Raw genomic sequence first — 25,510 nt, 5'->3', positions numbered from 1 at the left:
CGAAGCAGACGCAGAAGGCGCAGTAGGCGCAGAAGGCGCGGTAGGCGCCGAGCACCGGAGTCCTGTCACCACGGCGGCGGATCACTGTCTGTGATCCGCCGCCGTGCTCTCCGCATGCCTTCGCCCCCGGGCGACGCCACGGAGGCCGCCCGCACCCGTTCGGGTGCGCTACCGCCGCTCCAGCCGGAACAGCCGGATCTCGCGCTCCACCCGCGCTTGGTAGGTCGCGTACGGCGGCCAGAACGCCAGCGCCTTCCGCCAGGCCGCCGCCCGCTCCTCCCCCGTGAGCAGGCGGGCCCGCACCGGGATGTCGGTGCCGCGCCAGTTGATGGTGACGTCAGGGCCGGCCAGCAGGTTCGCGGTCCACGCGGGATGCGCGGGTCGTCCGAAGTTCGACCCGACGAGCAGCCAGCTCCCGCCCTCCTCCGGCACGCACGCCAGCGGGGTACGCCGGTCGAGCCCGCTCCGCGCGCCCCGCGCCGTGAGGATCACCCCGGGCAGCATCCGGGCGCTGAGCAGCACCTTTCCGCGCGTGATCCGGTGCACGCCCCGGTCCATGGCGGGCACGACCCGAGGGGCCACGCGGGCGAACGCACGCGTCGCGGACACCCTGCGCACCAGGCGGAGCCCCACCCCGGCGCCCATCAGCGGCCCGCCCCCTCGGCCCGCCGCCCCCGGTCCGCCCCGACCACCCGAACGGCGGGCGCGCCCCGCTCCGGCACGCCCGCGGCCACCGCCCCCTCCGCTCCCGGCGCCCCCGCCGCCCGGTCCGCCCCCTGCGCGGCGAACAACCCGGCGCGCTCGGCCGCGTGCGCCCGCAGCCGGTGCACGGGCCCGAACAGGAGCTCGTCGCCGGAGGCCCGCTTCAGATACAGATGGGCGTCGTGCTCCCAGGTGAAGCCGATGCCGCCGTGCAGCTGGACGGCGGCCGCGGCGGCGGTGCGCAGGGCTTCGAGGCCCTGGGCGAGGGCGAGCCCACCGGCCCGCTCGGCGCGCCCGCCGGAACCTCCTCCCCCGCCCCGGCCTCCGTCGCCGTCCCCCGCACCGTCGCGGGCGTCCGCGACGTCGCGGGCGTCCCCCGCAACGTCGCGGGCGTCCGCCGCCCACGCCGCGTAGTACGCCGCCGACCGGGCCGCCTGCACCGTGACGTACACGTCGGCGAGGCGGTGCTTCACGGCCTGGAAGGAGCCGATCGCGCGCCCGAACTGCTCGCGCTCCTTGGCGTAGGAGACGGTGCGGGCGAGCGCGCGGTCGGCGGCGCCGACGGCCTCGGCGGCGATCAGGACGGCGACGCGCTCCCCGGCCTCCGCGAGCGCGGCGGCCACGCCCGCGGCCCCGGACCCGTTCCCCGCGACATCCCCGCTTCCCAGCAACTCGCCCTCCACCTCGCGCAGTTCGAGGCGGGCGCGCGGCCGGGTCTCGTCGAGCGCGGTCTGCCGGACGCGTACGAGACCGGGGGCGTCACCGCGTACGAGGAAGAGCAGCGCCCGTGACCGGGCGAAACCGCCGGTGTGCGCGGCGACGAGGAGCAGGTCCGCGCTGTGCCCGTCCAGGACCTGGTCGACCTGGCCGTAGAGCCGCCAGGTGCCGTCGGCCGTGCGCGCCTGCACGCCGCCCGCGCGGCCGCCGCCCGTCCAGTCGTCGCGGTGGTCGTGGTTGTCACCGACGAGGCCGAGTGCGGTGGCGAGGGCGGCGCCGGGGACGGCCAGTGCGGCGGTCAGCTCGCCGGTGGCGACGCGGGGCAGCAGCTCGGCGCACCGGCGGGGGGCGCCGAGGGCGAGCAGCAGGGGCGCGGCGAGCCCGGCGGTGGCGACGAGCGGCGAGGGAACGAGTCCCTGGCCCAGCTCCTCGCAGGCCAGGGCGAGTTCGAGGGTGCCGCAACCGGTGCCGCCGTGCCGCTCGGGCAGGGCGAGGCCGGGCAGGCCGAGCTGTCCGGCGAGCGCGGTCCAGAGCCCGGCGTCGTACCCGGCGGGGGTGCGGACGGCGGCCTTGACGTCGTCGGGGCCGCAGCGCTTGGTGACGATCTCGCGCAGGGTGCGGCGGATCTCGTCCTGTTCCGCGGTGAGGGCGGTGTCCATCGGCGGGCTCCTCTCCCGGGCCCGCTGGGCCCGGATCTGACGAACCGTCACATGAGCTGACGGGCCGACATGCTAGGACTCCGGGGCGCGGTTGCCCAGGGTCGCGCACCCTCCCTGCCGCCCCGGCATCTGATGTACCGTCAGATGCATGGCCGCTGAGACTGGTTCACGCCGATCCGGAGGTACCACGCGCAGCCCCGGGCACGGGAGGGCCGCCCCCGGCCGCCGGAAGGTCGCCGTCGTGGGAGTGGCCCTCTCGGACTGCGGGCGCGTCGACGACGCCACGGCGTACGCGCTGCACGCGCAGGCCGCCCGGCGCGCCCTCGCGGACTCCGGACTCGGCCGCGAGGTCGTCGACGGAGTCGCGTCCGCGGGCCTCGGGACGCTGGCGCCCGTCGAGGTGGCCGAGTACCTGGGCCTGCGTCCGCGCTGGGTGGACTCCACGTCCGTGGGCGGCGCGACCTGGGAGGTCATGGCGGCGCACGCGGCCGACGCGATCGCGGCCGGGCGCGCCAACGCCGTCCTGCTCGTGTACGGCTCCACGGCCCGAGCCGACCTCAAGGCCCGGCGGCGCACGGCGAACCTGTCCTTCGGGGCGCGCGGCCCGCTCCAGTTCGAGGCCCCCTACGGGCACACCCTGATCGCCAAGTACGCGATGGCGGCGCGCCGCCACATGCACGAGTACGGGACCACGCTGGAGCAGTTGGCGCAGGTCGCCGTGCAGGCACGGGCGAACGCGGTGGCGAACCCCGAGGCGATGTACCGCGAGGCGATCACCGTCGACGACGTCCTGACCGGCCCCATGATCGCCGACCCGTTCACCAAGCTGCACTGCTGCCTGCGCTCCGACGGCGGCTGCGCGGTGCTGCTCGCCGCCGAGGAGTACGTGGCGGACTGCGCGTCCCTCCCGGTGTGGGTGCTCGGCTCCGGCGAGCACGTCTCGCACACCACCATGTCCGAGTGGGAGGACTTCACGGTGTCCCCGGCGGCGGCCAGCGGGCGGCTCGCCTTCGCACGGGCCGGGGTCGGCCCGGCGGACGTGGACATCGCCGAGATCTACGACGCCTTCACGTACATGACCCTGGTGACCCTGGAGGACCTGGGCTTCTGCGCCAAGGGCGAGGGCGGCGCCTTCGTGGAGAAGGGGCGGCTCCTGCGGGACGGCGAGCTGCCGACCAACACCGACGGCGGCGGTCTCTCCGCCCAGCACCCCGGGATGCGGGGCCTGTTCCTGATCGTGGAGGCGGTACGGCAGTTGCGCGGCACGGCCGGGGAGGCGCGGCAGGTGCGGCGGGCCGGGGGGCGGCTGCCGGAGGTGGCGGTGGTGTCGGGGACGGGTGGGTGGTTCTGTTCTTCGGGGACTTTGGTGCTGGGGAGGTAGGGGGGAGAGGTAGGGAGAAGAGGTAGTTGGGGGACTTAGGCGAGGGAGGTGGGCGGAAGAGGTACGGCTGTCCGGGGGAGGCGTGCGATTCGCTTGCCCTAAGGGGCGGTTCAGGGGTGGGCCAGGGGCGCCCCTGATCACTGCGGGGGCGAATCGGCGGAGCCTTGAGGCATGGCTGCTTCTTCCGCTGCGCCGTGGTCCACGCCCCCGTCCTCGCCTCCTTCCCCGCCCTCGTCCTCGCCTCCTTCCCCGCCCTCGCCCTCGCCTCCTTCCCCGCCCTCGTCCTCGCCCTCGTCCGCAACGGCGCCGGGTCCTTCCCGCAGGACTCTCGTCCGGGGTGCGGTCGCCGGTGGTGCGCTGCTCGCGGCGACCGGGGCGGGGACGGGGCTACGCGTCCGCGGCGTTCTCGACGGTGGACGGGCGGCGGAGGTTCGTCCTGTCGTACAACCCCGTCGGGGCGAGCGCGGCCGGGCAGTCGGCGACGATGCAGCGGGTCGCGGAGGTGCTGACGCGGCGCCGTGTGTGCGAGGGTCCCGCGCCGTGCGTGAGGGAGCCCCCCGCTCCCCCACACACGCCCGGGACGTGTCAGTCCTGGTGGAGTTCGTCGCGTCCGGCGCCGCCCGAGAGCTTGTCGGTGCCGGTGCCGCCCCACAGGGCGTCGTCGCCGCTGTTGCCCCACAGCGTGTCGTTGCCCGCCTCGCCGTACAGCTTGTCGTTGCCCTTGCCGCCGTAGAGGGTGTCGGCGCCCGACTTGCCGTGCAGGACGTCGTCGCCGTCGTCGCCGTGCAGGGTGTTCTCCTCGCCGTTGCCGGAGAGCGAGTCGTTCCCGGTGCCGCCGAAGCAGTCCTGCCCGCAGTCGACGAGGGTGTCGTCCCCGGCGCCGCCGTACGAGCCGAAGCCCATGGGGCCGCCGCCCCCGACGATGCGGTCGTCGCCGCCCTGACCGTGGAGCACGGACCCGATGGAACCGTTGAGCACGTCGTTGCCCGTGCCGCCGAAGACACCGGCCCAGGCCTCGCTCTCGGGCTTCAGGGTGAGGGTGTCGTCCTTGTCGCCGAGGTCGATGTCGTAGGTGTCGGAGTCGTCCGAGTTCTGCGGGATCTCGACCCGGCACTCGACGACCTTGCGGTCGGACGCCGACGGGTACGCGCACTCGTCCCACTCCGCGGCACGCGCGTCGATGGAGATGTCGAAGCGGTCGCGGAAGGTGAGGACGTAGTACGACTCGAACTCACCGGCCTGCTCGACCCTGTCGGTGACCGTCAGCCTGTTCTGCTGGCCGGGGGCGGCCTTGTACCACAGCTCGTCGTTCTCGTGGACGAGGGAGGCGGTCGCTGACGGTGCCGCCTGGGCGGTGGGTACCGCTAAGGCGGCTCCGCCGAGAGCGAGGACGAGGGAGGCGGTGACTGTGAGGGTCCTGTAGGTGCGCATGCGGAAGTGCCCTTCGGGATGTCGGGGTGCCGTGGTGGCGCTGTGGTGCCGCAGTACGTCCCGTTAGACCGGAGGCATATGAAGGGAGTTGCACCGTTGATCATGAACAGAGGCGGTCCACGCCGTTGCCGGGACGTGGACGCCGTGACGGGTCTCGCCGAGCCGTGAAGGGCCTTGCCGAGGGGACGGGGGTGGGTGGGACGACAATCCCCCTATGACGACACCCACCCCCGCGTCCACGCCCGAGCCCGAGGGCTCCGCCGAGTCCGAACACCCCACTGCCCCCGAGCCCGAGTCCCCTGCCGCATCCGCGTCGGACTTCCGGCGGCTGCTGCGCGCCCAGAAGGTGTGGGACGTCCGGCTGCCGGAGTTCGAGGAGCTGCCGGAGTTCGACCCGGAGCAGGCGCCGCCCGCCCCGGTGGAGCTGTTCCACCGGTGGTTCGCGCAGGCCGCGCGGGCAGGGCAGCCGGAGCCGCACACGATGGGCCTCGCGACGGTGGACGCGGCGGGCGACCCGGACGTGCGGACGGTGATGCTGCACGACGTCGACGACGAGGGCTGGCACTTCGCGACGCACACGACGAGCGTCAAGGGCCGACAGCTCGCGGCACACCCGTACGGGGCACTCCACTTCTACTGGGCGGCACAAGGACGCCAGGTCAGGGTGCGTGGCCCGGTGCGGACGGCCCCGCACGCCGAGGCCCTGGCCGACCTGCACGCGCGGTCGGCGGGGGCGCTCGCGGCGGCGCTCGTGGGGCGGCAGAGCGAAGTGCTCACGGCGTATACGGAGTTGGAGCGGGCCTCGGAGGCGGCGTGGGAGCGGGCCGCGCGGGAACCGGACGCCGACGCGCCGAGCTGGACGCTGTACGTACTGGCACCTCAAGAGGTGGAATTCTTCCAGGGAGACGCGCGGAGGCGGCATGTGCGGCTGCGCTACCGTGCGGCTGGAAACGGGGGCTGGGCTAGGGAGTTGATGTGGCCGTGACGACCCACGAGGAACCCGTGGTGAAGCTGCGCCCGGCGACGCCGGCCGACATCGCGGCCATCGCCCGGATCTGGCACGAGGGCTGGGCCGACGGCCACCTCGGCAACGTACCGGCGGCGCTGGTGGCGGTGCGCACGGCACAGTCGTTCGGACTGCGGGCCCCGCAGCGGGTCGCGGACACGGCGGTGGCGACGGTCGGCGGCGAGGTGGCCGGTTTCGTGATGGTGGTCGACGACGAGGTGGAGCAGGTGTACGTCGACGCGGCCCACCGGGGCACGGACGTGGCCCGCGCGCTCCTCACCGAGGCGGAGCGCCGGGTGGCGGCGAAGGGCCACACCCGCGCCTGGCTCGCGGTGGTCAACGGCAACGCACGGGCCCGCAGGTTCTACGAACGCAACGGCTGGACCGACGAGGGCCTCTTCGAGTACTTGACGGCGAGCGACAGCGGCCCGATCCATGTGCCGTGCCACCGGTACGTGAAGCGGGTCGCGGACTCCTGAAGGCCCCGGGGCCGCCGACTCCTGAAGCCGTCGAGGCCTCCCCGCCCCCTGCGCTACGCGCGCTAAGCGGCTCCCCGGGGCCGGAACACCGGTACCGTCACGCCCTCGACGCACTCCCGGAACGCGACCTGGAGGGGCAGGCCGGGGCGCGGGGCGAGGCCGGTGCCGTCGGCGGGGGCGACGAGTTCTGTCATCATGCGGGGGCCCTCGGCGAGGTCGACGACGGCGGCCGTGTAGGGGACGCGGGTGCCGAAGGGCGGCAGGTCGTTCCGGTGGACCACGGACCAGGTGTAGAGGGTGGCGCGGCCGCTCGCGCGCTCCCAGCTGACGTGCTCGCTCCAGCAGTGCGGGCAGAACTCGCGCGGGTAGTGGTGGGCGCGGCCGCAGGCGGGGGCGTGGCAGCGGCGGACGAGGAGGTGGCCCTCGGCGGCGGCGTCCCAGTAGGGGCGGGTGAAGGGGTCGGGTTCGGGGAGGTCGAAGCGTACGCCCGGGGCCTCCGCGCCGCTCACCGGGACGCCCCCCACCCGCGCCGGGGCGCGTCGCCCGCGCCTTTGGCACGGCCCGCACCCCGTCCGAACCAGCCCTTCTCGCCCGCGCACAGCCCGCCCGCCGACCACCCCGGCCCGAGCCCCACACCGGCCACGGCGGGGCACCCACCCTCGCCGCCGAGCAAGATCCTGTCCACGCCGAGACCTCCCCAGTCCCTCACATCAACGCCCGTCGACCCCCACCCCGCACGCCGCATACGCCTCATGGAGGCATCTTCCGGGCAAGGCATGAGCCTTTCTGACGGTATGTCAGTTCAGCGCACCGGGCGCCGGGGCGCAAGACGGGGGCGCACCGGGGCGCGAGACCGCGTGATCGGATCGCAATCGGTTTCAGACTTGTGCGTCACCCATCAAGTGACGGCGTGGTTACTCTCCAGAACATGGCCGACTCCACCAACCCACCAGCGCGCCGCAACCAGCGCCCCGCGCCCGGCCGTCCGGCGGTCCATCCGGTGTACGTCATCGGTGGCGGCCCCGGCGGACTCTCCGTGGCGGCCGCCCTGCGCGCCCGCGGCGTACGCGCCGTCGTCCTGGAGAAGTCCGACCGCGTGGGCGCCTCCTGGCGCGCCCACTACGACCGCCTGCGCCTGCACACCACCCGCCGCCTGTCCGGCCTGCCCGGCCTCGCGATGCCGCGCTCCTTCGGCAGGTGGGTCGCGCGCGACAACGTGATCCGCTACCTGGAGAAGTACGCGGAGCACCACGAGCTGGAAGTCGTCACCGGCGTGGAGGTCTCCCGCCTGGAGCGCACCGCCGACGGCACGGGCTGGCTGCTGCACGCCACCGGCGGCCGCGAGCTGACCGGCAGCGCGGTCGTCGTCGCCACCGGCTACAACCACACCCCGCACCTGCCGGACTGGCCGGGCCGCGACACGTACTCCGGCGAACTGCTGCACGCGAGCGCCTACCGCGAGCCCGCCCCGTACGCGGGCAAGGACGTGCTCGTCGTCGGCGTCGGCAACACCGGCGCCGAGATATCCGTCGACCTGGTCGAGGGCGGCGCGGCGCGGGTGCGGCTCGCGGTGCGCACGGCGCCGCACATCGTGCGCCGCTCCACCGCGGGCTGGCCGGCGCAGCGCTCCGGCATCCTGTGCCGCAGGCTGCCGGTGCCCGTGGTCGACCGCATCGGCCGCGCCGTCGCCAAGGTCAGCGTGCCCGACCTGTCCGCGCACGGCCTTCCGCGGCCGGACACCGGCCTGTACACACGGGCCCGCGAGGGCGCCATCCCGGTGCAGGACGTCGGCCTGATCGACGCCGTCCGCAAGGGGCGGGTCGAGCCCGTGGCCGCCGTCGCGTCCTTCGACGACGACAAGGTGGTCCTCGCCGACGACTCCCGCGTCGGCCCGGACACCGTCATCGCCGCCACCGGCTACGTCCGCGCCCTGGAGCCCCTGCTCGGCCACCTCGGCGTGCTCGACGACCGGGGCCGCCCCCGCGTACACGGCCCGCGCACCGCCCCCGAGGCCCCCGACCTGTACTTCACCGGCTTCACCAACCCCATCAGCGGGATGCTGCGCGAACTCGCCAGGGACGCGGGAAAGATCGCCGGGGCGGTGGCGAAGCGCCGCAAGTAACCGGCCAGTTCACCTCCGCACCCTTGGCACGGGCGGGCTTCTGCGGTTCCGTGGTGGTACCGGTGTTACCGGGCGTACGTCCCGGTCGCACCCACCCCGGCAGCACCACGTACGTCACGTACGCCACGCACCCGAAATCGAAGCCACCCCACGCGCCACACACCGCACACACACCGCACACACCCCGCGCGCCACACACACCCCACGCACCCACCGCACCAGGGCAGCTCCCGTGCCACGGCAAGCCGGCCTCCCCCGCGCCGTCGTACAAAACCCGCAGCCCCATTCCTGACGGAGCGTCAGTTCAGTAACCTGACTATGCGTCAGTTATGTTGCTGTCACACAGGAGCGGGCGGACCGATGCTTGGATCGACATACGGCACCTTCACCTCCGACCCCCGCCGCGCCCGCGCGGTGGCCTGCGGCAACCTCCCCGCCGCCACCGTCCACGGCCGTGCCGCGGCGACCGGCGACCTGGACGTGGGCGGCCGGCCCCTGGCCGCCGACGTACCCGACCTCGACCGCTTCTTCCGCCCCGAGTCGGTCGCCGTGATCGGCGCGTCGGACGCGGAGGAGCGGCCGAACACCGGCATCACACGCCAGCTCGTGGCGTGGGCCGAGCGGATGGGGGCCCGGCTGCACCCGGTGCACCCCACCCGCGCCTCGGTGTTCGACAGGCCCTGCTTCCCGTCCGTCGCCGACCTGCCCGAGCCCATCGACCTCGCGGTGCTCCTGGTGGGCGACCCGCTGCCGGTGATCGAGGAACTCGCCGAGGCGAAGGCGAAGTTCGCGGTGGCGTTCGCGTCGGGCTTCGCCGAGACCGGCGAGGCGGGCGCCCTCGCGCAGGAGCGGCTCGCGGCGGCCGTCAGCCGTTCGGGCATGCGCCTGCTCGGGCCCAACACCAACCTCAACGCCTTCGAGCGGTTCCGCGACGACCTCGAAGGCCCGGCCATCGCCCTCATCACCCAGTCCGGCCACCAGGGCCGCCCCGTCTTCACGCTCCAGGAGCTCGGCGTACGCCTCTCGCACTGGGCGCCGACGGGCAACGAGGCCGATCTGGAGACGGCCGACTTCCTCTCGTACTTCGCGGAGCAGCCCGAGGTGGGCGCCATCGCCTGTTACGTGGAGGGGCTCAAGGACGGCCGCTCGTTCCTGCTCGCCGCCGACCGGGCCGCGCGGCGCGGGGTGCCGGTGGTCGCCGTGAAGGTCGGCCGGACGGAGACGGGGGCGCGCACGGCGGCCTCGCACACCGGGAAGCTGACCGGGGCGGACGCGGTGGTGGACGCGGCGATGCGGCAGTACGGGGTGATCCGCGTCGACGGCCTCGACGAACTCCAGGACACGGCGACGCTGTTGGCGCGGGCGCGCCCGCCCCGGGCCGACGGCGTCGTCGTGTACTCCATCTCGGGCGGCACCGGCGCGCACTTCGCCGACCTGGCCACCGAGGCGGGCCTGCGCCTGCCGACGCTCTCCGCCGCCAAGCAGGCCGAACTCCACGAGTGGATCCCGCACTACCTGAACGTCGCCAACCCCGTCGACAACGGCGGCCACCCCGTGGGCGACTGGCGCGGCCGGAAGATCATCGACGCGATCCTCGCGGACCCCGAGGTCGGCGTCCTCATCTGCCCCATCACGGGCCCCTTCCCGCCGATGAGCGACAAGCTGGCCAGGGACCTGGTGGACGCAGCCGAACAGACGGACAAGCTGGTGTGCGTGGTGTGGGGTTCACCGCTGGGTACGGAGGCGGCGTACCGCGAGACGCTGCTCGGCTCGTCCCGCGTGGCCACGTTCCGCACCTTCGCCAACTGCATCGGCGCCGTGCGCGCCTACCTCGACCACCACCGCTTCACCGCCTCCTACCGCTCCCCCTTCGACGAGGCGCCGCGCGCCGTCTCCCCCTCCTACCGCAAGGCGCAGGCCCTGCTGCGCCCCGGCCAGCGGCTCAGCGAACACGCGGCGAAGCAGTTGCTGCGGGCGTACGGGATCCGGGTGCCGCGCGAGCAGTTGGTGACCAGCGCGGCGGCGTCGGTGCGGGCGGCGGGCCTGGTCGGCTACCCGGTCGTGATGAAGGCCTCCGGCACCCACATCGCCCACAAGACCGAACTCGGCCTGGTCAAGGTCGGCCTCACCTCCGCGAGCCAGGTCCGCGACGCCTACCGCGACCTCACCGACATCGCCCGCTACGAAGGCGTCGACCTCGACGGCGTCCTGGTCTGCCAGATGGTCGAACGCGGCGTCGAGATGGTCGTCGGCATCTCCCCCGACCCCCTCTTCGGCCCCACCGTGACGGTCGGCCTCGGCGGCGTCCTGGTGGAGGTCCTGCGCGACGTGGCGGTGGGCATCCCCCCGTTCGGCGAGGAAGAGGCCCGCCGCATGCTGTCGTCCCTGCGCGGCCGGGCCCTGCTCGACGGCGTCCGCGGCGCGCCACCGGCCGACCTGGACGCCCTGGTCGAGGTGGTCCTGCGGGTCCAGCGGATGTCCCTTGAACTCGGCGACACCCTCGCCGAACTGGACATCAACCCGCTCATGGTCCTGCCCCGGGGGCAGGGGGCGGTGGCGCTGGACGCGCTGGCGGTGTGCCACTGAGGCCGCCCCCGGGCGGGCGAGCTCGCCGCTGGGCCCATGGGGTTCACCGGGCCCCGCATGCCCCTCACCGGGCCCCGCGTGCCCCTTACCGGGCCCTGCGTGGCCCTCACCGGGCCCATCACCCCCTCCACCGAAACGGACCCTGCCGATGCCCACCCCCATCCTCCACACCATCACCCCCAACGGCGTCTCCTGGATCACCCTCAACCGCCCGGAGGTCCTGAACGCGATCACGGCGGACCAACGCGACCACCTGATCGCCCTCCTCGAAGAGGCCACGGCCGCCCCATCCATCCGAGCGGTGGTCCTCACCGCCACCGGCAAGGGCTTCTGCACCGGCGCCGACCTGCGCGGCTCCGGCACACCCCCACCGGCCACGGAACGCACGGCGGGCGACATCTCCCGCACCCTCAGACAGGGCGCCCAACGCCTCATCACCGCGGTCCTCGACTGCGAGAAACCCGTCCTCGCGGCGGTGAACGGCACCGCGGCGGGCCTCGGCGCCCACATCGCCCTCGCCTGCGACCTGGTCCTGGCCGCCGAATCCGCCCGCTTCATAGAGATCTTCGTACGCCGAGGCCTGGTCCCCGACGGCGCGGGCGCCTACCTCCTCCCCCGCCTGATCGGCCCCCAACGCACCAAGGAACTCATGTTCTTCGGCGACGCACTCCCCGCCCCGGAGGCGGAACGCCTGGGCCTGGTCAACCGGGTGGTCCCCGACGCCGACCTGGAGAAGACGGCCCAGTCCTGGGCGGACCGCCTGGCCACGTCCCCGACGCGGGCCCTGGCCCTCACCAAGCAACTCGTCAACGCGTCCCTGGACTCGGACCGCGCGGCGGCGTTGGCGGCGGAGGCCGCGGCACAGGAGATCAACATGGCTTCGGCGGATGCGAAGGAGGGGGTGGCGGCGTTCGTGGAGCGGCGGGGGGCTGTGTTTCGGGGGAGGTGAGGGAGGCGTTTCAGTGCACCGCGATCACTGGAGGGCTTCGATGGCCTGCACGATCAACGCCCGCGCGTCGGCGCCGTAGACAGCGATGGCACGGAGCTGCTCGAACGCGTCCTCGTAGAGGGCGATCTCGCTCGGCTGCGTCACGGTGACCCGGGCGGAGAGCAGTTCGACGGACACAAGGGTGTCGTCGTACACGTGAAACGTCTCCATCGGCCAGATGGATCGGCCCGTGGTCGACATCGGGATGATTCCCAGGGCCACGGAAGAGATCGCCCCTGCTGTCAGCAAGTGGCCCAACTGGGCGGCCATCGCGTCGGAGTCGCTCACCTGGTGCCGCAGCACGGCCTCCTCGATGAGCAGCACGAACCTGCGGCCCGGTTCGTGGAGGATCTGGGACCGCGTGAGGCGGGCGGCGACTGCTTCGGCGACGTCGTTGGGTACGTCCCGGAACTCCGTGATGGAGGACAGCAGCCCCGTCGCGTATCCCTCCGTCTGGAGCAGGCCGGGGACCAGCGTCGCGGAGTAGACGCGGAACAGTTTGGTCGACTTGAACAGCGGCAGGTAGCTGTTCTGGAGCTGTTTCAGTCCGGCGCGGGTCTTGCGACGCCATTCCACGTACATGGATTCGGCGTTGCGGGACTGGGCGATGATGTCGCCGGCCTGGTCGGGTACGCCGCATGCCCCGCACCAGCGGCGGATGTCGTCCAGGGACGGCGGCGTACGCGCGTTCTCGATGCGGTAGGTCTTGGGGTGAGACCAATCGCAGCGAGAGGCCAGCTCGGACCCCGTGATTCCTGCGTCCAGACGGAGTTCCCTCAGGCGTTGGGCAACGCTCTCGCGTGCCGCCTGTGCCGCGGACGACGGGGAGATGGGCATGAGCTGACCTGGTCGCCTTCGCGCTAGTCGATCCGGAATTCGTCGTGTGGGACCCCTCGCTCCCACACCGCTTCGAAAGCGTCGGCGCACAGCCTCGCGGCCACGGGGTCGGTGCTGATCTCCCCGCCGGCCGAGGCGCCGTCGCCGGTGAAATGGTTCCACCGGATGACCCGGCCGTCGATCAGCCAGAAGTCGTTGCCGGGCAGGGCGAGATCGGAGGCACGCCGCCGGGGCAGCCACCGCACCTGTTCGCCCGCGGCCACGTTCGTGAAGGTGCCCGAGTGCTCGTACCGGATGTACTCGCTCACCGGCTCGGAAACGATGCGGGCGCGACGTATCGCCACGCCGCGTCGGACGGTCTCCTGGACGAGGTCCAGCCAGGGGCGCCACCACGAGAGCCGGTCCGTCGGGTCGTGGCGGAAACCCTGACGCCACCGGGCGAACGGCTCGGACTCATAGTCCACGGCGTAGCTGTCGCGCATCTCCAGATGGACCGCCGACTCCGTCGCGCGGCCCAGCAGTTCAGGGAACTTCGGCACGCTGCTCGACGACATGGCACGCCTCCCTCAGCGTCGCGACCATGCGGGCCGGAACCCGCACCACTTGCTCGTGCCCCGGGATGCCGACGGCGTGGCCCGGGAGCTCGAACGAAGCGCACTGCTCCTTCAGTTCAGGCTCCGGCTTCCACCCCTGGATGACGATCTCGCCCTTGGCCTGGTCGACCCAGACGGTCGGGCTCTCTCCATCACCAGTATTGGGGTCGATCCCGATGAACCGTAACGCCATGGTCGCCTCCGTCGGCAGTGGTGTGCACAGATGAACACCACTGTCAGTCGCCGGAGTCGGGCCGTCAAGAGCCCTTCTCGGCGGGGACCAGGCCATAGATATCGGTGTGTACATCGGTGCACATTGCTGGCGGCGCCTCACGTCTCGCTTCTAGCGTCGAAAGAGGCAGCACCGACCCTGGCGACCGCGCGACGGGTCCCGAGGCGTGGCCGAACAGTGAGGAGTCGACGTGAGCGAGGTCTCAGACTGGCTCGCGGGTGCTCACCCGTCACCGCGCGAAGCCGTGACCGAGTGGGCGAATCGGGGCGTCTCATTGCTACCTCTCGGCGTGCAGTTCGACGCCGTGCGCGTCCCCGCATCACGCATCCACCGCTCCCTGTGCAGCGAAGACCCGGCGACGGTGGCCGCCGCCCTCGACGACTGGCTAGGGGGCCCTGTCGTCCGCGACCTGCGGGCGTCCAGCGGTGACTACTACGTACTCGTCGCCCCCGGAGCCGAGTGGCACGGCAAGGAGGAACGCCTCGGCACGGGCAGCTTCCTCGTCGTCCCGCGCGTCGGGAACCTCTCGCTGATCACTCACTGGGTCGTGCCCCCGCGGTATCCCGGCAACCTCTGCTCCACCGCCCGCCTGCGCGCGCTGCTCACGCTCGCCGAGGCGATGAAGGCGACCGAGTCATGACCGTCGCCGACGACATGACGGCGCGCGCGGACGAGCTGTACCGGATCCACCTCCGCCACCTCGACGACTGCCCGGCGTGCAGCACGGGCGCCGAGTGCAGCCAGGGTGTCCGGCTGCGCCGGGCTGTGCGTGCGGCGCGGCTTGCCGCCGACAAGAGGTGGCCACGGTGGACATGATCGACGCGTCCGAGGCCGTCCGGGCCATCCTCGTGCCCGCTGCGGACACTCTCACCATCGAGCGGCGCTGGGGATAGAAATAGGGGGCTGCCTGAGCTGAAATGCTTCGACAATTGGTCTTGGCCAGCTGGCGCGTGCCCTATACGCGAAGATGCATGGATTTGCGGCTTCAGGAGCACGCGGAGGCACCCCCGTCCCACCGCCGGGCGGACCCGTCAGAGCAGGCTGACACGATGGACGAATGACGACGAAACCCGGGGAAACCCCAGCCTCCGGCCCCCACGCGCCCACCCCCTGGCCCGGTCTCGGCCCCGTCCACGACGATCTGCTCGCCGCCAAAGCTCTCCTGTACGACCCCCTCGGCTTCACCTGTTCCCAGCCGGTGCCGGAGGCCGAGAGTGCCGAGTACGGGGCGCACGCGTTCACCTTGGACGCGCTGGACGTGCGGTTTCGTATCGCCAAGACGACGCCCACCAAGGTCGGCCAGTTCGTCACCGTGTGGCAGCGGTCCGAGGCCGGGCCCATCCGGCCCTTCGACGACGCCGATCCCGTCGATCTGTTCGTCGTCAGTTGCCGGGAGGGCGAGCGGTTCGGGCAGTTCGTGTTCCCCCGGGGCGTACTCCGTCAGCGCGGCATCGTGTCCGAGGGTGGCGTGGGCGGGAAGCGGGCCTTTCGGGTCTACCCGCCGTGGGTCAGCACGACCAGCCGTCAGGCCGAGCGCACTCAGGCCTGGCAGCGGGAGTGGTTCCTGCCGGTGCCCGAGGGCGGGGACCGCCTCGATGTCGAGCGCGCGCGGAGGCTTTACCGCCCGTAGGCCGGGGGCCGGATCGGGGGGGGTAGGAGCAGTGGCTGTGCAGCACCCTCCGCCCCGCCCGGCGCGCCCCTTGGCGATCCGAGGGAGGTCCGACCCGTCGGCCCGGTGGTGGTCACGGTTCTCGGGCCGGATCGGAGTGTGGTCACCACCGCGCGCTGACCGGTTGGCGGTTCACCTGCCCCTGAACGGCCCCCACTGGACAGGTAGTTGACGTGTCATATAGAAAGATGATGCGTCAACCAAATTGGTTCGTGCGCGCCCCGCACTCCTGAGGAGATGTCCATGAGCACGTCGCCGAAGACCGGCCTCGAAGCCCTGCTGACCCCCGAGGAGAGCGTCCTGGTACTGATCGACCACCAGCCGTACCAGTTCGCCAACCTTCACAGCCACGAGCCGATGATGGTCACCAACAACGTCGTGGGCCTGGCCAAGGCGGCCAAGGGCTACGGCGTCCCGACGATCCTGACCACGGTCGTGGAGGATCGCGGGGGCCTGCTGATCCAGCCGCTGCAGGACGTCTTTCCGGACCAGAAGCCCATCAACAGGACCCTCATCAACACCTGGGAGGACCAGGTCGTGGTGGACGCGGTGAAGGCCACCGGACGCAAGAAGCTGATCATCGCCGGCCTGTGGACGGAGATCTGCGTGGCCATGCCCGCCATCCAGGCGGCGGGCGAAGGCTTCGACGTCCACGTCGTCACCGACGCCTGCGGGAGCGTGTCGACCGAGGGCCACGACATGGCGATACGGCGCATGACCCAGGCCGGCGTCGTGCCGATCACCTGGCTGGCCGTGATGAGCGAGTGGCAGCGCGACTGGGCCCGGACGGACCGCATCGCGCCGGAGGACCAGCTGGCCGCCCTGGCGCACACGGGTGCCACCGGGATCGTGACGGCCTGGGAGCAGCAGCTCCTGAACACCCCGGTCGCCGAGACGGCCGGGGCGTAACGGCGGGGGCAGGGGGCGGTCCCGGCATCGGGGTGGGGTCCTGGTGTTGGGCTGTCGTCCCGGTATTGGGGCGCCGTCCCGGTAGCGGGGCGCCGTCCCGGTAGCGGGGCGCCGTCCCGGTAGCGGGGCGCCGTCCCGGTAGCGGGGCGCCGTCCCGGTAGCGGGGCGCCGTCCCGGTAGCGGGGCGCCCGCCGTCCCGGCGTCGGGCTGCCGCCCCCGCGCCCTGCCCATCACGCGGCCCCAAGATGCCCCAACTGTCGGCCCGTCGGGCGTGAAGACGTCGCCCCGGGCTACGACGGGACGAGACGCGACCCGACGCGGCCCGACGCGACGGTGGCGCGGCCGCGGCGCGTGCACCCGGTCACTTAGATGACGCATCGACCAGATCACTACACTCGGCGTCGTGACTGACGGGGTGAACTGGCTTACGGCGGAGGAGCAGCACGCGTGGAGGAGTTTCGTCCGGCTGCATGAGCGGCTGATCGGCCGCCTGTCACATCTGCTGCAGACGGAATCCCATTTGGCGGCGGCGGACTATGCGGTTCTGGTCAACCTGACGGATGTGCCCGAGGGGCGTCAGCGGTACCAGGACCTCGCGCGGGCGCTGGAGTGGGAGAAGAGCCGGATGTCCCACCACATCGCGCGCATGATCAGGCGGGGCCTGGTGGTGCGGGAGGACTGCCCGGAGGACGGGCGGGGCGCCTTCGCCGTGATCACGGACGCGGGACGCGAGGCCATCGCGGCCGCCGCCCCACTGCATGTAGAGGCCGTCCGATCCCTTTTCCTGGACCATCTCACCGCGGCGGAGCTCCGGACCCTGGCCGAGATCTCCGTCCGCGTGGTGGAGAAGCTGGACGATGACGCCTGAGCGGTGAGCGTCAGCCAGCGGCCGTCGGTCGGCGGTCGGCGGTCGGCGGTCGGCCTAGGAACTGACGGCAATGGGTGGCGAAGGCCGGTGAAGTGAGCGGTTCCGCGTGGCCGCGTCAGCCGGTCCGCGTAGCTGCGGGGCTTCCGATCTGACGGTGCGTCAGGTTCAATGAGAAGCATGATGGGACACGCAGGCATGGCCGCCACCGTCGTCCGGTACCTCCGGTCGGTCGGGGCCCCGACCGCCGTCGCCCAGCCGGTCGAGGCACTGCCCCGGCCCCACCTGCGGGCCGTCCGCGAGGACGAGCGCGCGCCGGTCGACGCGGCCGAATTCCGCCGGGTGCTGGGGCACTTCGCGACCGGGGTCACGGTGATCACCGCCCCGGCCACGCCCTCGACCACGCCCTCGGCCACGCCCTCGACCGTGGCGACTGCGCCGAGTCCCGCCGGGGCGACCGAGGCCCCCTCGACCACGCCGCCCCCCGCACCCCCGCAGGGCACCGCGCCCCCGCAAGGCCCCGTCGGCTTCGCCTGCCAATCCTTCGCCTCCCTCTCCCTCGACCCGCCCCTCGTCTCCTTCATGGTGGCCCGCACCTCCACCACCTGGCCCCGCATCGCCCGCGCGGGCGTCTTCTGCGTGAACATCCTCGGGGCCGACCAGGGCGCCCTGTGCCGCGCCTTCGCGGTCAGCGGGGCGGACAAGTTCGCGGGTGTCGACTACGACGCCGCCCCGGTGACCGGGTCGCCCCGGCTCGCCGGTGCCCCGGCCTGGGTCGACTGCGTCGCGCACGCCGTGCACACCGGCGGCGACCACCTCATCGTCGTCGGCCGCGTGGAGGCACTCGGCACGGTCGAGAACCAGGTCGACGGTGACGTCGAAGGTGACGTCGACGGGGCCGCCGCACCCCTCCTCTTCCACCGCGGCGCCTTCGGCGAGTTCACCCCGCACTCGGGCACGTAGGTCGGCGGGCAAGGGCAAGCGCAAGCGGACGCCCTCACGCCGCCGACGGAGTTGGCGCCCCCCACGCCACCGACCAAGCAGGCTCCCCCACGCCGCCGGCCAAGCAAGCTCCCTCACGCCGCCGACTCCGCCGACCCCACCCCCCGCCGCCGGATCACGAGCACCATCAGCGCCGCCGCCGCACACAGCGCCCCGGACGCGTACCAGACCACGTCGTAGTTCCCGAAGACATCCCGCGCCACCCCTCCCAGGAACGCGACCACCGCCGCGCCCACCTGGTGCGAGGCCAGGACCCAGCCGAAGACGATCGCGCTGTCCTCGCCGTAGTGCTCGCGGCACAGCGCCAGCGTCGGCGGCACCGTGGCGACCCAGTCGAGGCCGTAGAAGATGATGAAGAAGACCATCGGCGGGTGCACGGTCGGCGCGAGCAGCATCGGCAGGAAGAGCAGGGAGATGCCGCGCAGGCCGTAGTACACCGCGAGGAGGCGGCGGGACTCGAAGCGGTCCGTCAGCCAGCCGGAGGCGATCGTGCCGATCACGTCGAAGACACCGATCACCGCGAGCAGCGACGCCGCCGCGGTGATCTGCATGCCGTGGTCGTGCGCGGACGGTACGAAGTGCGTGCGGATCAGGCCGTTCGTCGAGGCGCCGCAGATCGCGAACGAGCCCGCGAGCAGCCAGAAGGGCCCCGTCCTCGCCGCGTCCGCTAGCACCCGCAGCGTCCGCCGCGCAGCACCCCGCGTGGGCTCCGGCTTCGGCGTGAACTCCCCTCCGTACGGGGCGAGTCCGACGTCCGCCGGGTGGTCGCGCAGCAGCAGCCACACGAACGGCACCACGACCAGCGCGGCGAGCGCGACCGTCACCGACGCCGGGCGCCAGCCGTGCTCGTCCACGATCCACGCGCACAGCGGCAGGAACACCAGCTGGCCGGAGGCCCCCGCCGCCGTCAGGATGCCCGTCACCAGGCCGCGCCGCGCCACGAACCAGCGGTTGGTGACCGTCGCCGAGAAGGCCAGCGCCATCGATCCGGTGCCCAGGCCGACGAGCAGGCCCCAGTAGAGCATCAGCTGCCAGCTCGCCGTCATCCATACGCTGAGCAGCGCGCCCGCCGCGACCAGGCTCAGCGCCGCCACCACGACCTTGCGGATGCCGAAGCGGTCCATCAGGGCGGCGGCGAACGGCGCGGTCAGGCCGTACAGCGCCATGTCGATCGAGACCGCGAAGCCGATCTCACCGCGCGACCAGTCGAACTCGTCGTGCAGCGGGTCGATGAGCAGGCCCGGCAGGGAGTTGAAGGCGGCGCCACCGATGATCGTCACGAAGGCGACAGCGGCGACGAACCAGGCCCGGTGGATCCGGAACCCTCGCCCCCGGCCACCGCCACCGCCCCCATCACGCCCCCGCTTCCGCCCCCGCTCCCGCTCCCACTTCCGCCCTCGCGGCAGCGACAGCGGCTGCGACTCCGGCTGCGGCTGCGACTCCGGCTGCGGCTGCGACTCCGGCTGCGGCTGCGACTCCGGCTGCGGCTGCGACTCCGGCTGTGGCTGTGGCTGTGGCTGCGACTCCGGCTGCGATAGCGACAGCGGCTGCAGCTGCGGCGACTGTGGCGGCTTCGACAGCTGGTCCCGGTTCGTCCGCTCCACGCCAGTGGTCCGCACCTGCGGATCGCTTGTCTCGTTCACGTCACACAGCATCCGTAGCAGCCGCCCTCACCATCGAGTGGCCCGAAGGACAGCATTCGCTAGGATCGGGCCATGAGCGAGGCTCAGGAGAAGCGGGCGAAGGCTGCGGCGCAGGCGGGGCCCGGCGCACCGGCACGGCGGCGCCACCGCGTCGCCGTGCTCGCCCTCGACGGCGTCATCCCCTTCGAACTGGGCATTCCGCAGCGCATCTTCGGGCGGGCGCGGAACGCGGCGGGCGAGCGGCTGTACGACGTCGTGACCTGCTCCGCCCGGCCGCCGGGCCCGGTCCGCACGGACGCGGACTACGCGATCCTCGTCGAGCACGGCCCGGAGGCGCTGGCCGAGGCGGACACGCTCGTCGTCTCCGCCTCGTACGAGCTGGGGCCCGTGTACGAGGACGGCCGCCTCACCGAGGAGCTCGCCGCCGCCCTCGCCCACGTGCGGCCCGGCGCCCGCCTCGTCTCCATCTGCACCGGCAGCTACGTCCTCGCCGCCGCGGGCTGGCTCGACGGGCGCCCCGCGACCACGCACTGGTCGTCGGCGGACCACTTCCAGCGCCTCTTCCCGCAGATCAAGGTCGATGCGGACGTCCTCTTCATCGACGACGGCGACGTGCTGACCTCGGCGGGGGTCGCCGCCGGGCTCGATCTGTGTCTGCATCTGGTGCGCCGCGACCACGGCACCGCGGTCGCCAACGAGGTGGCCCGGCGCACGGTGGTGCCGCCGCACCGTGACGGCGGGCAGGCCCAGTACATCCAACGTCCCATCCCCGAGCCCCAGTTGGCGACGACCACTGTGGCGCGGGCGTGGGCGCTCGGGCGGCTGCACGAACCGATCCAGCTGCGGGACATGGCCGAGCAGGAGGCGATGTCCGTGCGCACCTTCACGCGGCGGTTCCGCGAGGAGGTCGGGGTCAGCCCCGGGCAGTGGCTGACCCGGCAGCGGGTGGAGCGGGCGCGGCACCTGCTGGAGTCCAGCGACCTGTCGGTGGACCAGGTCGCGCGGGACGCGGGGTTCGGTACGGCGCAGTCGATGCGGCAGCACTTGCAGGCGGCGCTCGGCGTGACGCCCACGGCGTACCGACGGACGTTCCGGGCCGAGTACCCGCGCCAGAACCGCTGACGGCGCGCCCGCCAATAGGGGGCGCACGAATAATGGGCGCACGAACCACGAACCACGAACCACGGGGAAGGTGCCGACCATGTACGCGATATCCCTGGGTGCCGACGGCGCGGAGCTGCGCCCGTTGGAGCCCTGGCAGGCCGAGGAGTTCCTGGCCCACATCGACCGGGGGCGGGAGTTCATCGGACGGCACAACGGCCTGCCCGACGTCGTCCACGACCTGGAATCGAGCCGGGCCTACCTCCAGGCGTACGCCGACAAGACCGCCGCCGACACCGGCAGGATCTGCGGCATCCACCTGGACGGCGAGCTGGTCGGCGCGGTCATCCTGCGCACCATGGACGTGGCCCAGCGCACCGCGGAGGCGGGCTGCTGGCTGGAGCCCGCGGCGGTCGGCAAGGGCCTGGTGACCCGGGCCGCCCGCACCCTCATCGACTGGGCCGTCGAGCACCGCGGCATCCACCGCGTGGACTGGTGGGTCTCCTCGGCCAACGCCCCCAGCATCGCCGTCGCCCGCCGCCTCGGCATGACCCGCGACGGCGTCCTCCGGGAGAGCTATCCGTACCGGGGGAAGCGGCACGACCAGGAGGTCTGGTCGGTCCTCGCGCCGGAGTGGCGGGCGGCGAAGTCGGCGGCTGCGTAGACGGGTTGGCACCCGGACACGGGCGAGGGCAGGGGCAGGGGCAGGCGACGGATGGAGACCCGGGAGCCCGGACGGGGGCACCCGTGGCCCCGCTCAGCGCCTCTGCCCCGGCCTCGGGCTCTCCACCGCACCACCCACCGGCTCCGCCTCACCAGCGGGGCCCGCCTCACCGCCACCCGAACCCTCACTGCCGACCGGATCCGCACCACCCCCCGAAGCCGCAGCAAGCCCCCCGCCCCGCACCGGCCCACTCCCCACCGGCCCCGGCCGCACCTCCGCCAGTGTCCCCACCAGCGTCAGCACGACCGTCAGGGCGACCCCCGCCAAGATGGCCGTCGACGGGGTCGTGACACTGAGGAGGCCCCCGGCCATGGACCCGCTGACGGCGTAACCCGCGCCCACCGCCGCGTACATCAGTGAATAGCCCGCCGCGAGCGCGCTCGGGGGCAGGACCTCGCGCAACGTCAGGTTGCGGGTGAGCATGGAGCCCGCCTGGAGGAAACCGGCGCAGGCGAGGCCGACCGCGAGCCACGTGGCGGTCGGCAGGACGGCGACGACGGCCAGGCAGCCGCTGACGCCGAGCATGCACACCAGGCTCTGCGTCCGCAGGCGGCCGGGCCACGTCCGCAGTCCGTACACGAACGAACCGGCCGCCGAGCTCACCGCGAGTCCGGCGAGCAGCGGGCCCGACATGCCGACGGATATCCCGCGCTGCTCCAGGAGCGCGGGCAGCACCAGCTCCGCGAGGGCGAGCAGCGACAGGCCGGCCGCACCGGTCACGTACACCGGCCAGGCGCGGGCCATGATGCGCAGCATCGGCTCGCCGTCCCGGTCGGACTCGTCCGCCTTCCAGCCGACGGGCAGCAGCCACAGGCCGGCGACGGACAGGCCCATCAGGGCGGCGGCCAGGAGCAGGGGCAGGCCGGGTGCCACGCCCAGGGCGAGGCCCGTGACGGCCGCGGGCGCGAGCGCCCATATGCCGAAGACCAGGACGGACTCGGCGGACAGGGCCTGCGCCACGGCCCGCTCCGGCACGAGGGTGTTGAGCAGCGCGCGCAGCCCGCCGGGCGCGGCACCGGGCGCGCCGCCCGCGACGAACGCGCAGGCCGCGAGCGCCACGGCGGGCGCGTCGGGCAGCGCGCCGAGCGCAGCGAAGCCCACGGCGCCCACGCCGAGTCCGACGGCCAGCTGCGGCCGCGCCCGCTCGGCCCGCATCCGCATCCCGAGGAACGCGGCGCCCGCGATCTCGCCGATCACGTACACCGCGGCCAGGATCGCGCCGAGGGCGTACCCGCCCTCGCGCTCCCGGACCAGGAATACCACGGCCAAGGGGGCCATGGCCACGGGCATCCGGGCGCCCACGGCCACGACGGCCCAGGCGAGGGTCCCCCGCGACGCGATCTCGCGATAGCTCATGCGTACGACGGTAGGTCACCCCACTGACATCGCCCCACGGCTTTTGTCTCAGGCGGTGCGGGGTGCGGAACCCGGTGCGACAACTCGGGTGCGGGGGAGACGTGTTCGGGCACGCACCCCCCGTCGGCCGTGGCGCCCCTCAGAACGGTCGTGACGTCCCTCAGAACAGTCGTGACGTCCCTCAGAACAGTCGTGGCGCCCCTCAGAACACCAGCACCCCCCGCGCCACCCTCCCCGCCTCCGCGTCCTCCCGCGCCGCCGCGAACTCCGCCACCGGATACGTCCGCGTCACCAGCTCGTCCAGGAGCAGCCGCCCGGCCAGATACAGGTCGGCGTACAGCGCGAAGTCCCGCTGCGGGCGGGCAGAGCCGTAGCGGCAGCCGAGGATCGACTTGTCCAGGAACAGGGACGAGACGAGGAACGACGCCTCGGCCGTGGCGGGCGGCACGCCGAGCAGGACAGCCTGGCCGTGGCGGTCGAGGAGGTCGACGGCCTGGCGGATCAGCTCGACGCGGCCGACGCACTCGAAGGCGTGGTCGGCGCCGTCCGGCAGGATGTCGGCGACCCCCTCCGTGGAGGGCAGGAAGTGGGTGGCGCCGAACTGCCGGGCCACCGCCTCCTTCTCGGGGTTGGCGTCGACGGCGACGACGGTCGTGGCCCCGGCGATGCGCGCGCCCTGGAGGACGTTGAGGCCGATGCCGCCCGTGCCGATGACGACGACGGAGTCCCCGTGGGCGACGCGCGCGCGGTTGAGCGCGGCGCCGACGCCGGTGACGACGCCGCAGCCGATGAGGGCGGCCGACGTCAGCGGGATCTCCTTGGGGATCCGGACGGCCTGCACGGCCTTGACGAGGGTGCGTTCGGCGAACGCCGAGTTCGCGGCGAACTGGTACAGCGGCTTGCCCGCGCGCGAGAACGGCTGTTGGGGCATGCCGATGGCCTTGCGGCACATGGTGGGGCGGCCCCGGTGGCAGTGCGCGCAGGACCCGCAGTTGGCGATGGTGGACAGGGCCACGTGGTCGCCGGGCGCGACGTGCGCGACCCCGGGGCCGACCGCCTCGACGACGCCCGCGCCCTCGTGTCCGAGCACCACGGGTGGCGGAAAGGGGATGGTGCCGTCGATCACCGACAGGTCGCTGTGGCACAGCCCGGCCGCCGCGACGGCGACCAGGACCTCCCCGGGTCCCGGGTCGCGTATCTCCAGGTCGTCGACGACCTCGACCCGCGCCCCGTCGAACACCACGCCCCTCATGGCGTACCCCTCACCGGCCCCTTGGCCTCTCTCGGCAGTCCGAGCACCCGCTCGGCGATGATGTTCCGCTGGATCTCGTCCGAGCCGCCGTAGATCGTGTCGGCGCGGGAGAACAGGAACAGGCGCTGGAGCGCGTCGAGTTCGTACGGGGATTCCGCGCTCCAGTCGGCGGGTCCGACGGCGGCGGCGCTCCCGCGCACGGCCATCGCGAGCTCGCCGAGCCGTTGGTGCCAGCCGCCCCACAGCAGCTTCGCCACGCTGGGCGCGCCCGCGACCCCGCCGCCGCTCCCGAGCGTCCGCAGCGCGTTCCAGCGCATCACCCGCAGCTCCGCCCACTGCCGCACGAGCCGGTCCCGCAGCACCGGGTCCGCCGCCGTCCCGCCCCGCAGCGCCTCCTGCACGACCCGCCCCAACTCCTCGGCGAAGCCGATCTGCTGGGCCAGCGTCGACACCCCGCGCTCGAAGCCGAGCAGCCCCATGGCGACCCGCCAGCCGTTGCCCTCGCCGCCGACGACATGGGCGGCGCACGCGCGTGCCCCGTCGAAGAAGACCTCGTTGAACTCGCTGGTGCCGGTCAGCTGCCGGATCGGGCGGACGTCGATGTGGCCGGGCTGGTCCATGGGCAGCAGCAGGAAGGACAGGCCGTGGTGGCGGCGCGATCCCGGCTCGGTGCGGGCCAGGACGAAGCACCAGTCCGCCTCGTGCGCGAGGGACGTCCAGATCTTCTGTCCGGTGATGCGGTACGTCCCGTCGGCGTCCCGTACGGCCGTGGTGCGCAGGCCCGCGAGGTCGGATCCGGCGCCGGGCTCGCTGTAGCCCTGGCACCACAGGGTCTCGCCGCGGGCGATGCCGGGCAGGAACTCGTCCTGCTGCTCCTTGCTGCCGTGCGCGAGGAGGGTGGGCGCGAGCAGGTTCTCGCCGATGTGGCCGCAGCGGCCCGGCGCGCGCACGCGCGCGTACTCCTCGGCCCAGACGACCTGCTGGGTCAGCGTGGCCCGCCGGGCGCCGTACGCGGACCCGGCGGCGCCCTGGCCCGTGCCCCGGTCGCCGCCCCGGCCCGTGTCCCAGCCGATGCCGATCCACCCGCCACGGCCCAGCTCCCGCTCCCACGCCCGCCGCACGTCGCCCCGCTCGTGCTCGCTGCCGGGCCCGCCGCGCCCCGCGGCCCCCGCGAACTCCCCGGTCAGCCGCTCCCGCAGCCACTCCCGCGCCTCCCGCCGGAACGCCTCGTCCGCGGCCCCGAACTCGAAGTCCAC

26 protein-coding genes are annotated in these 25,510 nt (G+C 73.2%); 14 read left to right on the top strand and 12 right to left on the bottom strand.

Annotated elements, in window-relative coordinates; genetic code table 11:
• Positions 1-168: 168 nt before the first annotated feature.
• Both QUY26_RS22610 and QUY26_RS22605 read right to left on the bottom strand, forming a co-directional pair.
• Entirely contained in the window at positions 169-645 is a 477-nt protein-coding gene (locus QUY26_RS22610; RefSeq protein ID WP_289949524.1) for a nitroreductase/quinone reductase family protein, read from the bottom strand.
• On the bottom strand, positions 645-2,078 hold the full coding sequence (locus tag QUY26_RS22605; RefSeq protein WP_289949522.1) for an acyl-CoA dehydrogenase family protein: 1,434 nt from the start codon (positions 2,076-2,078) through the stop codon (positions 645-647). Before QUY26_RS22605 ends, QUY26_RS22610 begins: the two co-directional genes overlap by 1 nt.
• 241 nt (positions 2,079-2,319) lie before the next feature.
• Here QUY26_RS22605 and QUY26_RS22600 point away from each other — a divergent pair, with 241 nt between their 5' ends.
• On the top strand, positions 2,320-3,459 hold the full coding sequence (locus QUY26_RS22600; protein WP_289949519.1) for a thiolase C-terminal domain-containing protein: 1,140 nt from the start codon (positions 2,320-2,322) through the stop codon (positions 3,457-3,459).
• Positions 3,460-4,044: 585 nt separating this feature from the next.
• Here QUY26_RS22600 and QUY26_RS22595 read toward each other — a convergent pair.
• Positions 4,045-4,890, bottom strand: a complete 846-nt coding sequence (locus tag QUY26_RS22595; protein WP_289949516.1) for a calcium-binding protein — start codon at positions 4,888-4,890, stop codon at positions 4,045-4,047.
• Positions 4,891-5,104: 214 nt separating this feature from the next.
• Here QUY26_RS22595 and QUY26_RS22590 point away from each other — a divergent pair, with 214 nt between their 5' ends.
• Together QUY26_RS22590 and QUY26_RS22585 are read left to right on the top strand one after the other, a co-directional pair.
• Positions 5,105-5,875, top strand: a complete 771-nt coding sequence (locus tag QUY26_RS22590; protein WP_289949515.1) for a pyridoxine/pyridoxamine 5'-phosphate oxidase — start codon at positions 5,105-5,107, stop codon at positions 5,873-5,875.
• Entirely contained in the window at positions 5,872-6,375 is a 504-nt protein-coding gene (locus QUY26_RS22585; protein WP_289949513.1) for a GNAT family N-acetyltransferase, read from the top strand. Before QUY26_RS22590 ends, QUY26_RS22585 begins: the two co-directional genes overlap by 4 nt.
• A gap of 62 nt (positions 6,376-6,437) precedes the next feature.
• Here QUY26_RS22585 and QUY26_RS22580 read toward each other — a convergent pair whose 3' ends face one another.
• Positions 6,438-6,884, bottom strand: coding sequence for a Zn-ribbon domain-containing OB-fold protein (locus QUY26_RS22580; protein WP_289949511.1), 447 nt, complete (start codon positions 6,882-6,884; stop codon positions 6,438-6,440).
• Positions 6,881-7,060 carry a hypothetical protein gene (locus QUY26_RS22575; RefSeq protein ID WP_289949509.1) on the bottom strand — a complete coding sequence of 60 codons (180 nt, stop codon included), beginning with the start codon at positions 7,058-7,060 and terminating at the stop codon, positions 6,881-6,883. The genes QUY26_RS22580 and QUY26_RS22575 overlap by 4 nt, the downstream gene beginning before the upstream one ends.
• Positions 7,061-7,303: 243 nt before the next feature.
• Between QUY26_RS22575 and QUY26_RS22570 the strand changes: the two genes are divergently transcribed.
• The 3 genes from QUY26_RS22570 (at position 7,304) to QUY26_RS22560 (ending at position 12,032) form a co-directional block, all read left to right on the top strand.
• Positions 7,304-8,497: a flavin-containing monooxygenase gene (locus tag QUY26_RS22570; protein ID WP_289949507.1), complete on the top strand. Its 1,194-nt coding sequence runs from the start codon at positions 7,304-7,306 to the stop codon at positions 8,495-8,497.
• A 360-nt stretch (positions 8,498-8,857) separates the two neighbouring features.
• Positions 8,858-11,083 (top strand): acetate--CoA ligase family protein, encoded by a 2,226-nt coding sequence (locus tag QUY26_RS22565; RefSeq protein WP_289949505.1) that lies wholly within the window; start codon positions 8,858-8,860, stop codon positions 11,081-11,083.
• A 148-nt stretch (positions 11,084-11,231) separates the two neighbouring features.
• Positions 11,232-12,032 carry an enoyl-CoA hydratase/isomerase family protein gene (locus QUY26_RS22560; protein WP_289949504.1) on the top strand — a complete coding sequence of 267 codons (801 nt, stop codon included), beginning with the start codon at positions 11,232-11,234 and terminating at the stop codon, positions 12,030-12,032.
• Positions 12,033-12,056: 24 nt separating this feature from the next.
• On the opposite strand, the gene QUY26_RS22555 is transcribed toward QUY26_RS22560, so the two are convergent.
• Genes QUY26_RS22555 through QUY26_RS22545 form a run of 3 tightly spaced genes read right to left on the bottom strand, consistent with a single transcriptional unit; the run spans position 12,057 to position 13,694 of the window.
• Positions 12,057-12,908, bottom strand: coding sequence for a helix-turn-helix domain-containing protein (locus tag QUY26_RS22555; RefSeq protein WP_289949503.1), 852 nt, complete (start codon positions 12,906-12,908; stop codon positions 12,057-12,059).
• 23 nt (positions 12,909-12,931) lie between these two features.
• Entirely contained in the window at positions 12,932-13,462 is a 531-nt protein-coding gene (locus tag QUY26_RS22550) for a DUF6879 family protein (protein WP_289949501.1), read from the bottom strand.
• Positions 13,431-13,694 carry a hypothetical protein gene (locus tag QUY26_RS22545; RefSeq protein WP_289949500.1) on the bottom strand — a complete coding sequence of 88 codons (264 nt, stop codon included), beginning with the start codon at positions 13,692-13,694 and terminating at the stop codon, positions 13,431-13,433. The genes QUY26_RS22550 and QUY26_RS22545 overlap by 32 nt, the downstream gene beginning before the upstream one ends.
• A 229-nt stretch (positions 13,695-13,923) precedes the next feature.
• Here QUY26_RS22545 and QUY26_RS22540 point away from each other — a divergent pair, with 229 nt between their 5' ends.
• The 6 genes from QUY26_RS22540 (at position 13,924) to QUY26_RS22515 (ending at position 18,139) form a co-directional block, all read left to right on the top strand.
• On the top strand, positions 13,924-14,373 hold the full coding sequence (locus tag QUY26_RS22540; RefSeq protein WP_289949499.1) for a hypothetical protein: 450 nt from the start codon (positions 13,924-13,926) through the stop codon (positions 14,371-14,373).
• On the top strand, positions 14,370-14,549 hold the full coding sequence (locus QUY26_RS22535; protein ID WP_289949497.1) for a hypothetical protein: 180 nt from the start codon (positions 14,370-14,372) through the stop codon (positions 14,547-14,549). Before QUY26_RS22540 ends, QUY26_RS22535 begins: the two co-directional genes overlap by 4 nt.
• A 241-nt stretch (positions 14,550-14,790) precedes the next feature.
• Positions 14,791-15,363, top strand: coding sequence for a MepB family protein (locus QUY26_RS22530; protein ID WP_289949495.1), 573 nt, complete (start codon positions 14,791-14,793; stop codon positions 15,361-15,363).
• Between the two features lie 282 nt (positions 15,364-15,645).
• A complete protein-coding gene (locus QUY26_RS22525) occupies positions 15,646-16,311 on the top strand; it encodes a hydrolase (protein WP_289949493.1) in 666 nt (221 codons plus the stop codon).
• A 403-nt stretch (positions 16,312-16,714) separates the two neighbouring features.
• Positions 16,715-17,179, top strand: a complete 465-nt coding sequence (locus tag QUY26_RS22520; protein ID WP_289949492.1) for a MarR family winged helix-turn-helix transcriptional regulator — start codon at positions 16,715-16,717, stop codon at positions 17,177-17,179.
• Positions 17,180-17,356: 177 nt separating this feature from the next.
• Positions 17,357-18,139, top strand: coding sequence for a flavin reductase family protein (locus tag QUY26_RS22515; RefSeq protein WP_289949488.1), 783 nt, complete (start codon positions 17,357-17,359; stop codon positions 18,137-18,139).
• Positions 18,140-18,252: 113 nt separating this feature from the next.
• On the opposite strand, the gene QUY26_RS22510 is transcribed toward QUY26_RS22515, so the two are convergent.
• A complete protein-coding gene (locus QUY26_RS22510) occupies positions 18,253-19,821 on the bottom strand; it encodes an MFS transporter (protein WP_289949486.1) in 1,569 nt (522 codons plus the stop codon).
• Between the two features lie 72 nt (positions 19,822-19,893).
• Here QUY26_RS22510 and QUY26_RS22505 point away from each other — a divergent pair, with 72 nt between their 5' ends.
• Both QUY26_RS22505 and QUY26_RS22500 read left to right on the top strand, forming a co-directional pair.
• Positions 19,894-20,943 carry a GlxA family transcriptional regulator gene (locus QUY26_RS22505; protein ID WP_289949484.1) on the top strand — a complete coding sequence of 350 codons (1,050 nt, stop codon included), beginning with the start codon at positions 19,894-19,896 and terminating at the stop codon, positions 20,941-20,943.
• A gap of 79 nt (positions 20,944-21,022) precedes the next feature.
• Positions 21,023-21,586 carry a GNAT family N-acetyltransferase gene (locus QUY26_RS22500; protein ID WP_289949483.1) on the top strand — a complete coding sequence of 188 codons (564 nt, stop codon included), beginning with the start codon at positions 21,023-21,025 and terminating at the stop codon, positions 21,584-21,586.
• Positions 21,587-21,679: 93 nt separating this feature from the next.
• Here QUY26_RS22500 and QUY26_RS22495 read toward each other — a convergent pair whose 3' ends face one another.
• The 3 genes from QUY26_RS22495 to QUY26_RS22485 form a co-directional block, all read right to left on the bottom strand.
• On the bottom strand, positions 21,680-23,002 hold the full coding sequence (locus QUY26_RS22495; RefSeq protein ID WP_289949481.1) for an MFS transporter: 1,323 nt from the start codon (positions 23,000-23,002) through the stop codon (positions 21,680-21,682).
• A gap of 202 nt (positions 23,003-23,204) precedes the next feature.
• A complete protein-coding gene (locus QUY26_RS22490; RefSeq protein ID WP_289949479.1) occupies positions 23,205-24,254 on the bottom strand; it encodes a Zn-dependent alcohol dehydrogenase in 1,050 nt (349 codons plus the stop codon).
• Entirely contained in the window at positions 24,251-25,510 is a 1,260-nt protein-coding gene (locus tag QUY26_RS22485) for an acyl-CoA dehydrogenase family protein (protein WP_289949476.1), read from the bottom strand. Before QUY26_RS22485 ends, QUY26_RS22490 begins: the two co-directional genes overlap by 4 nt.

This window comes from Streptomyces flavofungini (genome assembly GCF_030388665.1).
GTDB lineage: Bacteria > Actinomycetota > Actinomycetes > Streptomycetales > Streptomycetaceae > Streptomyces > Streptomyces flavofungini_A.
This window is presented reverse-complemented; position numbering and strand designations above follow the sequence as displayed.

Bases quoted from the DNA above. Each gene is read 5' to 3' on its own strand.
- QUY26_RS22610 (WP_289949524.1), bottom strand. From the start codon at position 645: ATGGGCGCCGGGGTGGGGCTCCGCCTGGTGCGCAGGGTGTCCGCGACG.
- QUY26_RS22605 (WP_289949522.1), bottom strand. From the start codon at position 2,078: ATGGACACCGCCCTCACCGCGGAACAGGACGAGATCCGCCGCACCCTG.
- QUY26_RS22595 (WP_289949516.1), bottom strand. From the start codon at position 4,890: ATGCGCACCTACAGGACCCTCACAGTCACCGCCTCCCTCGTCCTCGCT.
- QUY26_RS22590 (WP_289949515.1), top strand. From the start codon at position 5,105: ATGACGACACCCACCCCCGCGTCCACGCCCGAGCCCGAGGGCTCCGCC.
- QUY26_RS22570 (WP_289949507.1), top strand. From the start codon at position 7,304: ATGGCCGACTCCACCAACCCACCAGCGCGCCGCAACCAGCGCCCCGCG.
- QUY26_RS22565 (WP_289949505.1), top strand. From the start codon at position 8,858: ATGCTTGGATCGACATACGGCACCTTCACCTCCGACCCCCGCCGCGCC.
- QUY26_RS22560 (WP_289949504.1), top strand. From the start codon at position 11,232: ATGCCCACCCCCATCCTCCACACCATCACCCCCAACGGCGTCTCCTGG.
- QUY26_RS22555 (WP_289949503.1), bottom strand. From the start codon at position 12,908: ATGCCCATCTCCCCGTCGTCCGCGGCACAGGCGGCACGCGAGAGCGTT.
- QUY26_RS22550 (WP_289949501.1), bottom strand. From the start codon at position 13,462: ATGTCGTCGAGCAGCGTGCCGAAGTTCCCTGAACTGCTGGGCCGCGCG.
- QUY26_RS22545 (WP_289949500.1), bottom strand. From the start codon at position 13,694: ATGGCGTTACGGTTCATCGGGATCGACCCCAATACTGGTGATGGAGAG.
- QUY26_RS22535 (WP_289949497.1), top strand. From the start codon at position 14,370: ATGACCGTCGCCGACGACATGACGGCGCGCGCGGACGAGCTGTACCGG.
- QUY26_RS22530 (WP_289949495.1), top strand. From the start codon at position 14,791: ATGACGACGAAACCCGGGGAAACCCCAGCCTCCGGCCCCCACGCGCCC.
- QUY26_RS22525 (WP_289949493.1), top strand. From the start codon at position 15,646: ATGAGCACGTCGCCGAAGACCGGCCTCGAAGCCCTGCTGACCCCCGAG.
- QUY26_RS22515 (WP_289949488.1), top strand. From the start codon at position 17,357: ATGATGGGACACGCAGGCATGGCCGCCACCGTCGTCCGGTACCTCCGG.
- QUY26_RS22505 (WP_289949484.1), top strand. From the start codon at position 19,894: ATGAGCGAGGCTCAGGAGAAGCGGGCGAAGGCTGCGGCGCAGGCGGGG.
- QUY26_RS22500 (WP_289949483.1), top strand. From the start codon at position 21,023: ATGTACGCGATATCCCTGGGTGCCGACGGCGCGGAGCTGCGCCCGTTG.
- QUY26_RS22495 (WP_289949481.1), bottom strand. From the start codon at position 23,002: ATGAGCTATCGCGAGATCGCGTCGCGGGGGACCCTCGCCTGGGCCGTC.
- QUY26_RS22490 (WP_289949479.1), bottom strand. From the start codon at position 24,254: ATGAGGGGCGTGGTGTTCGACGGGGCGCGGGTCGAGGTCGTCGACGAC.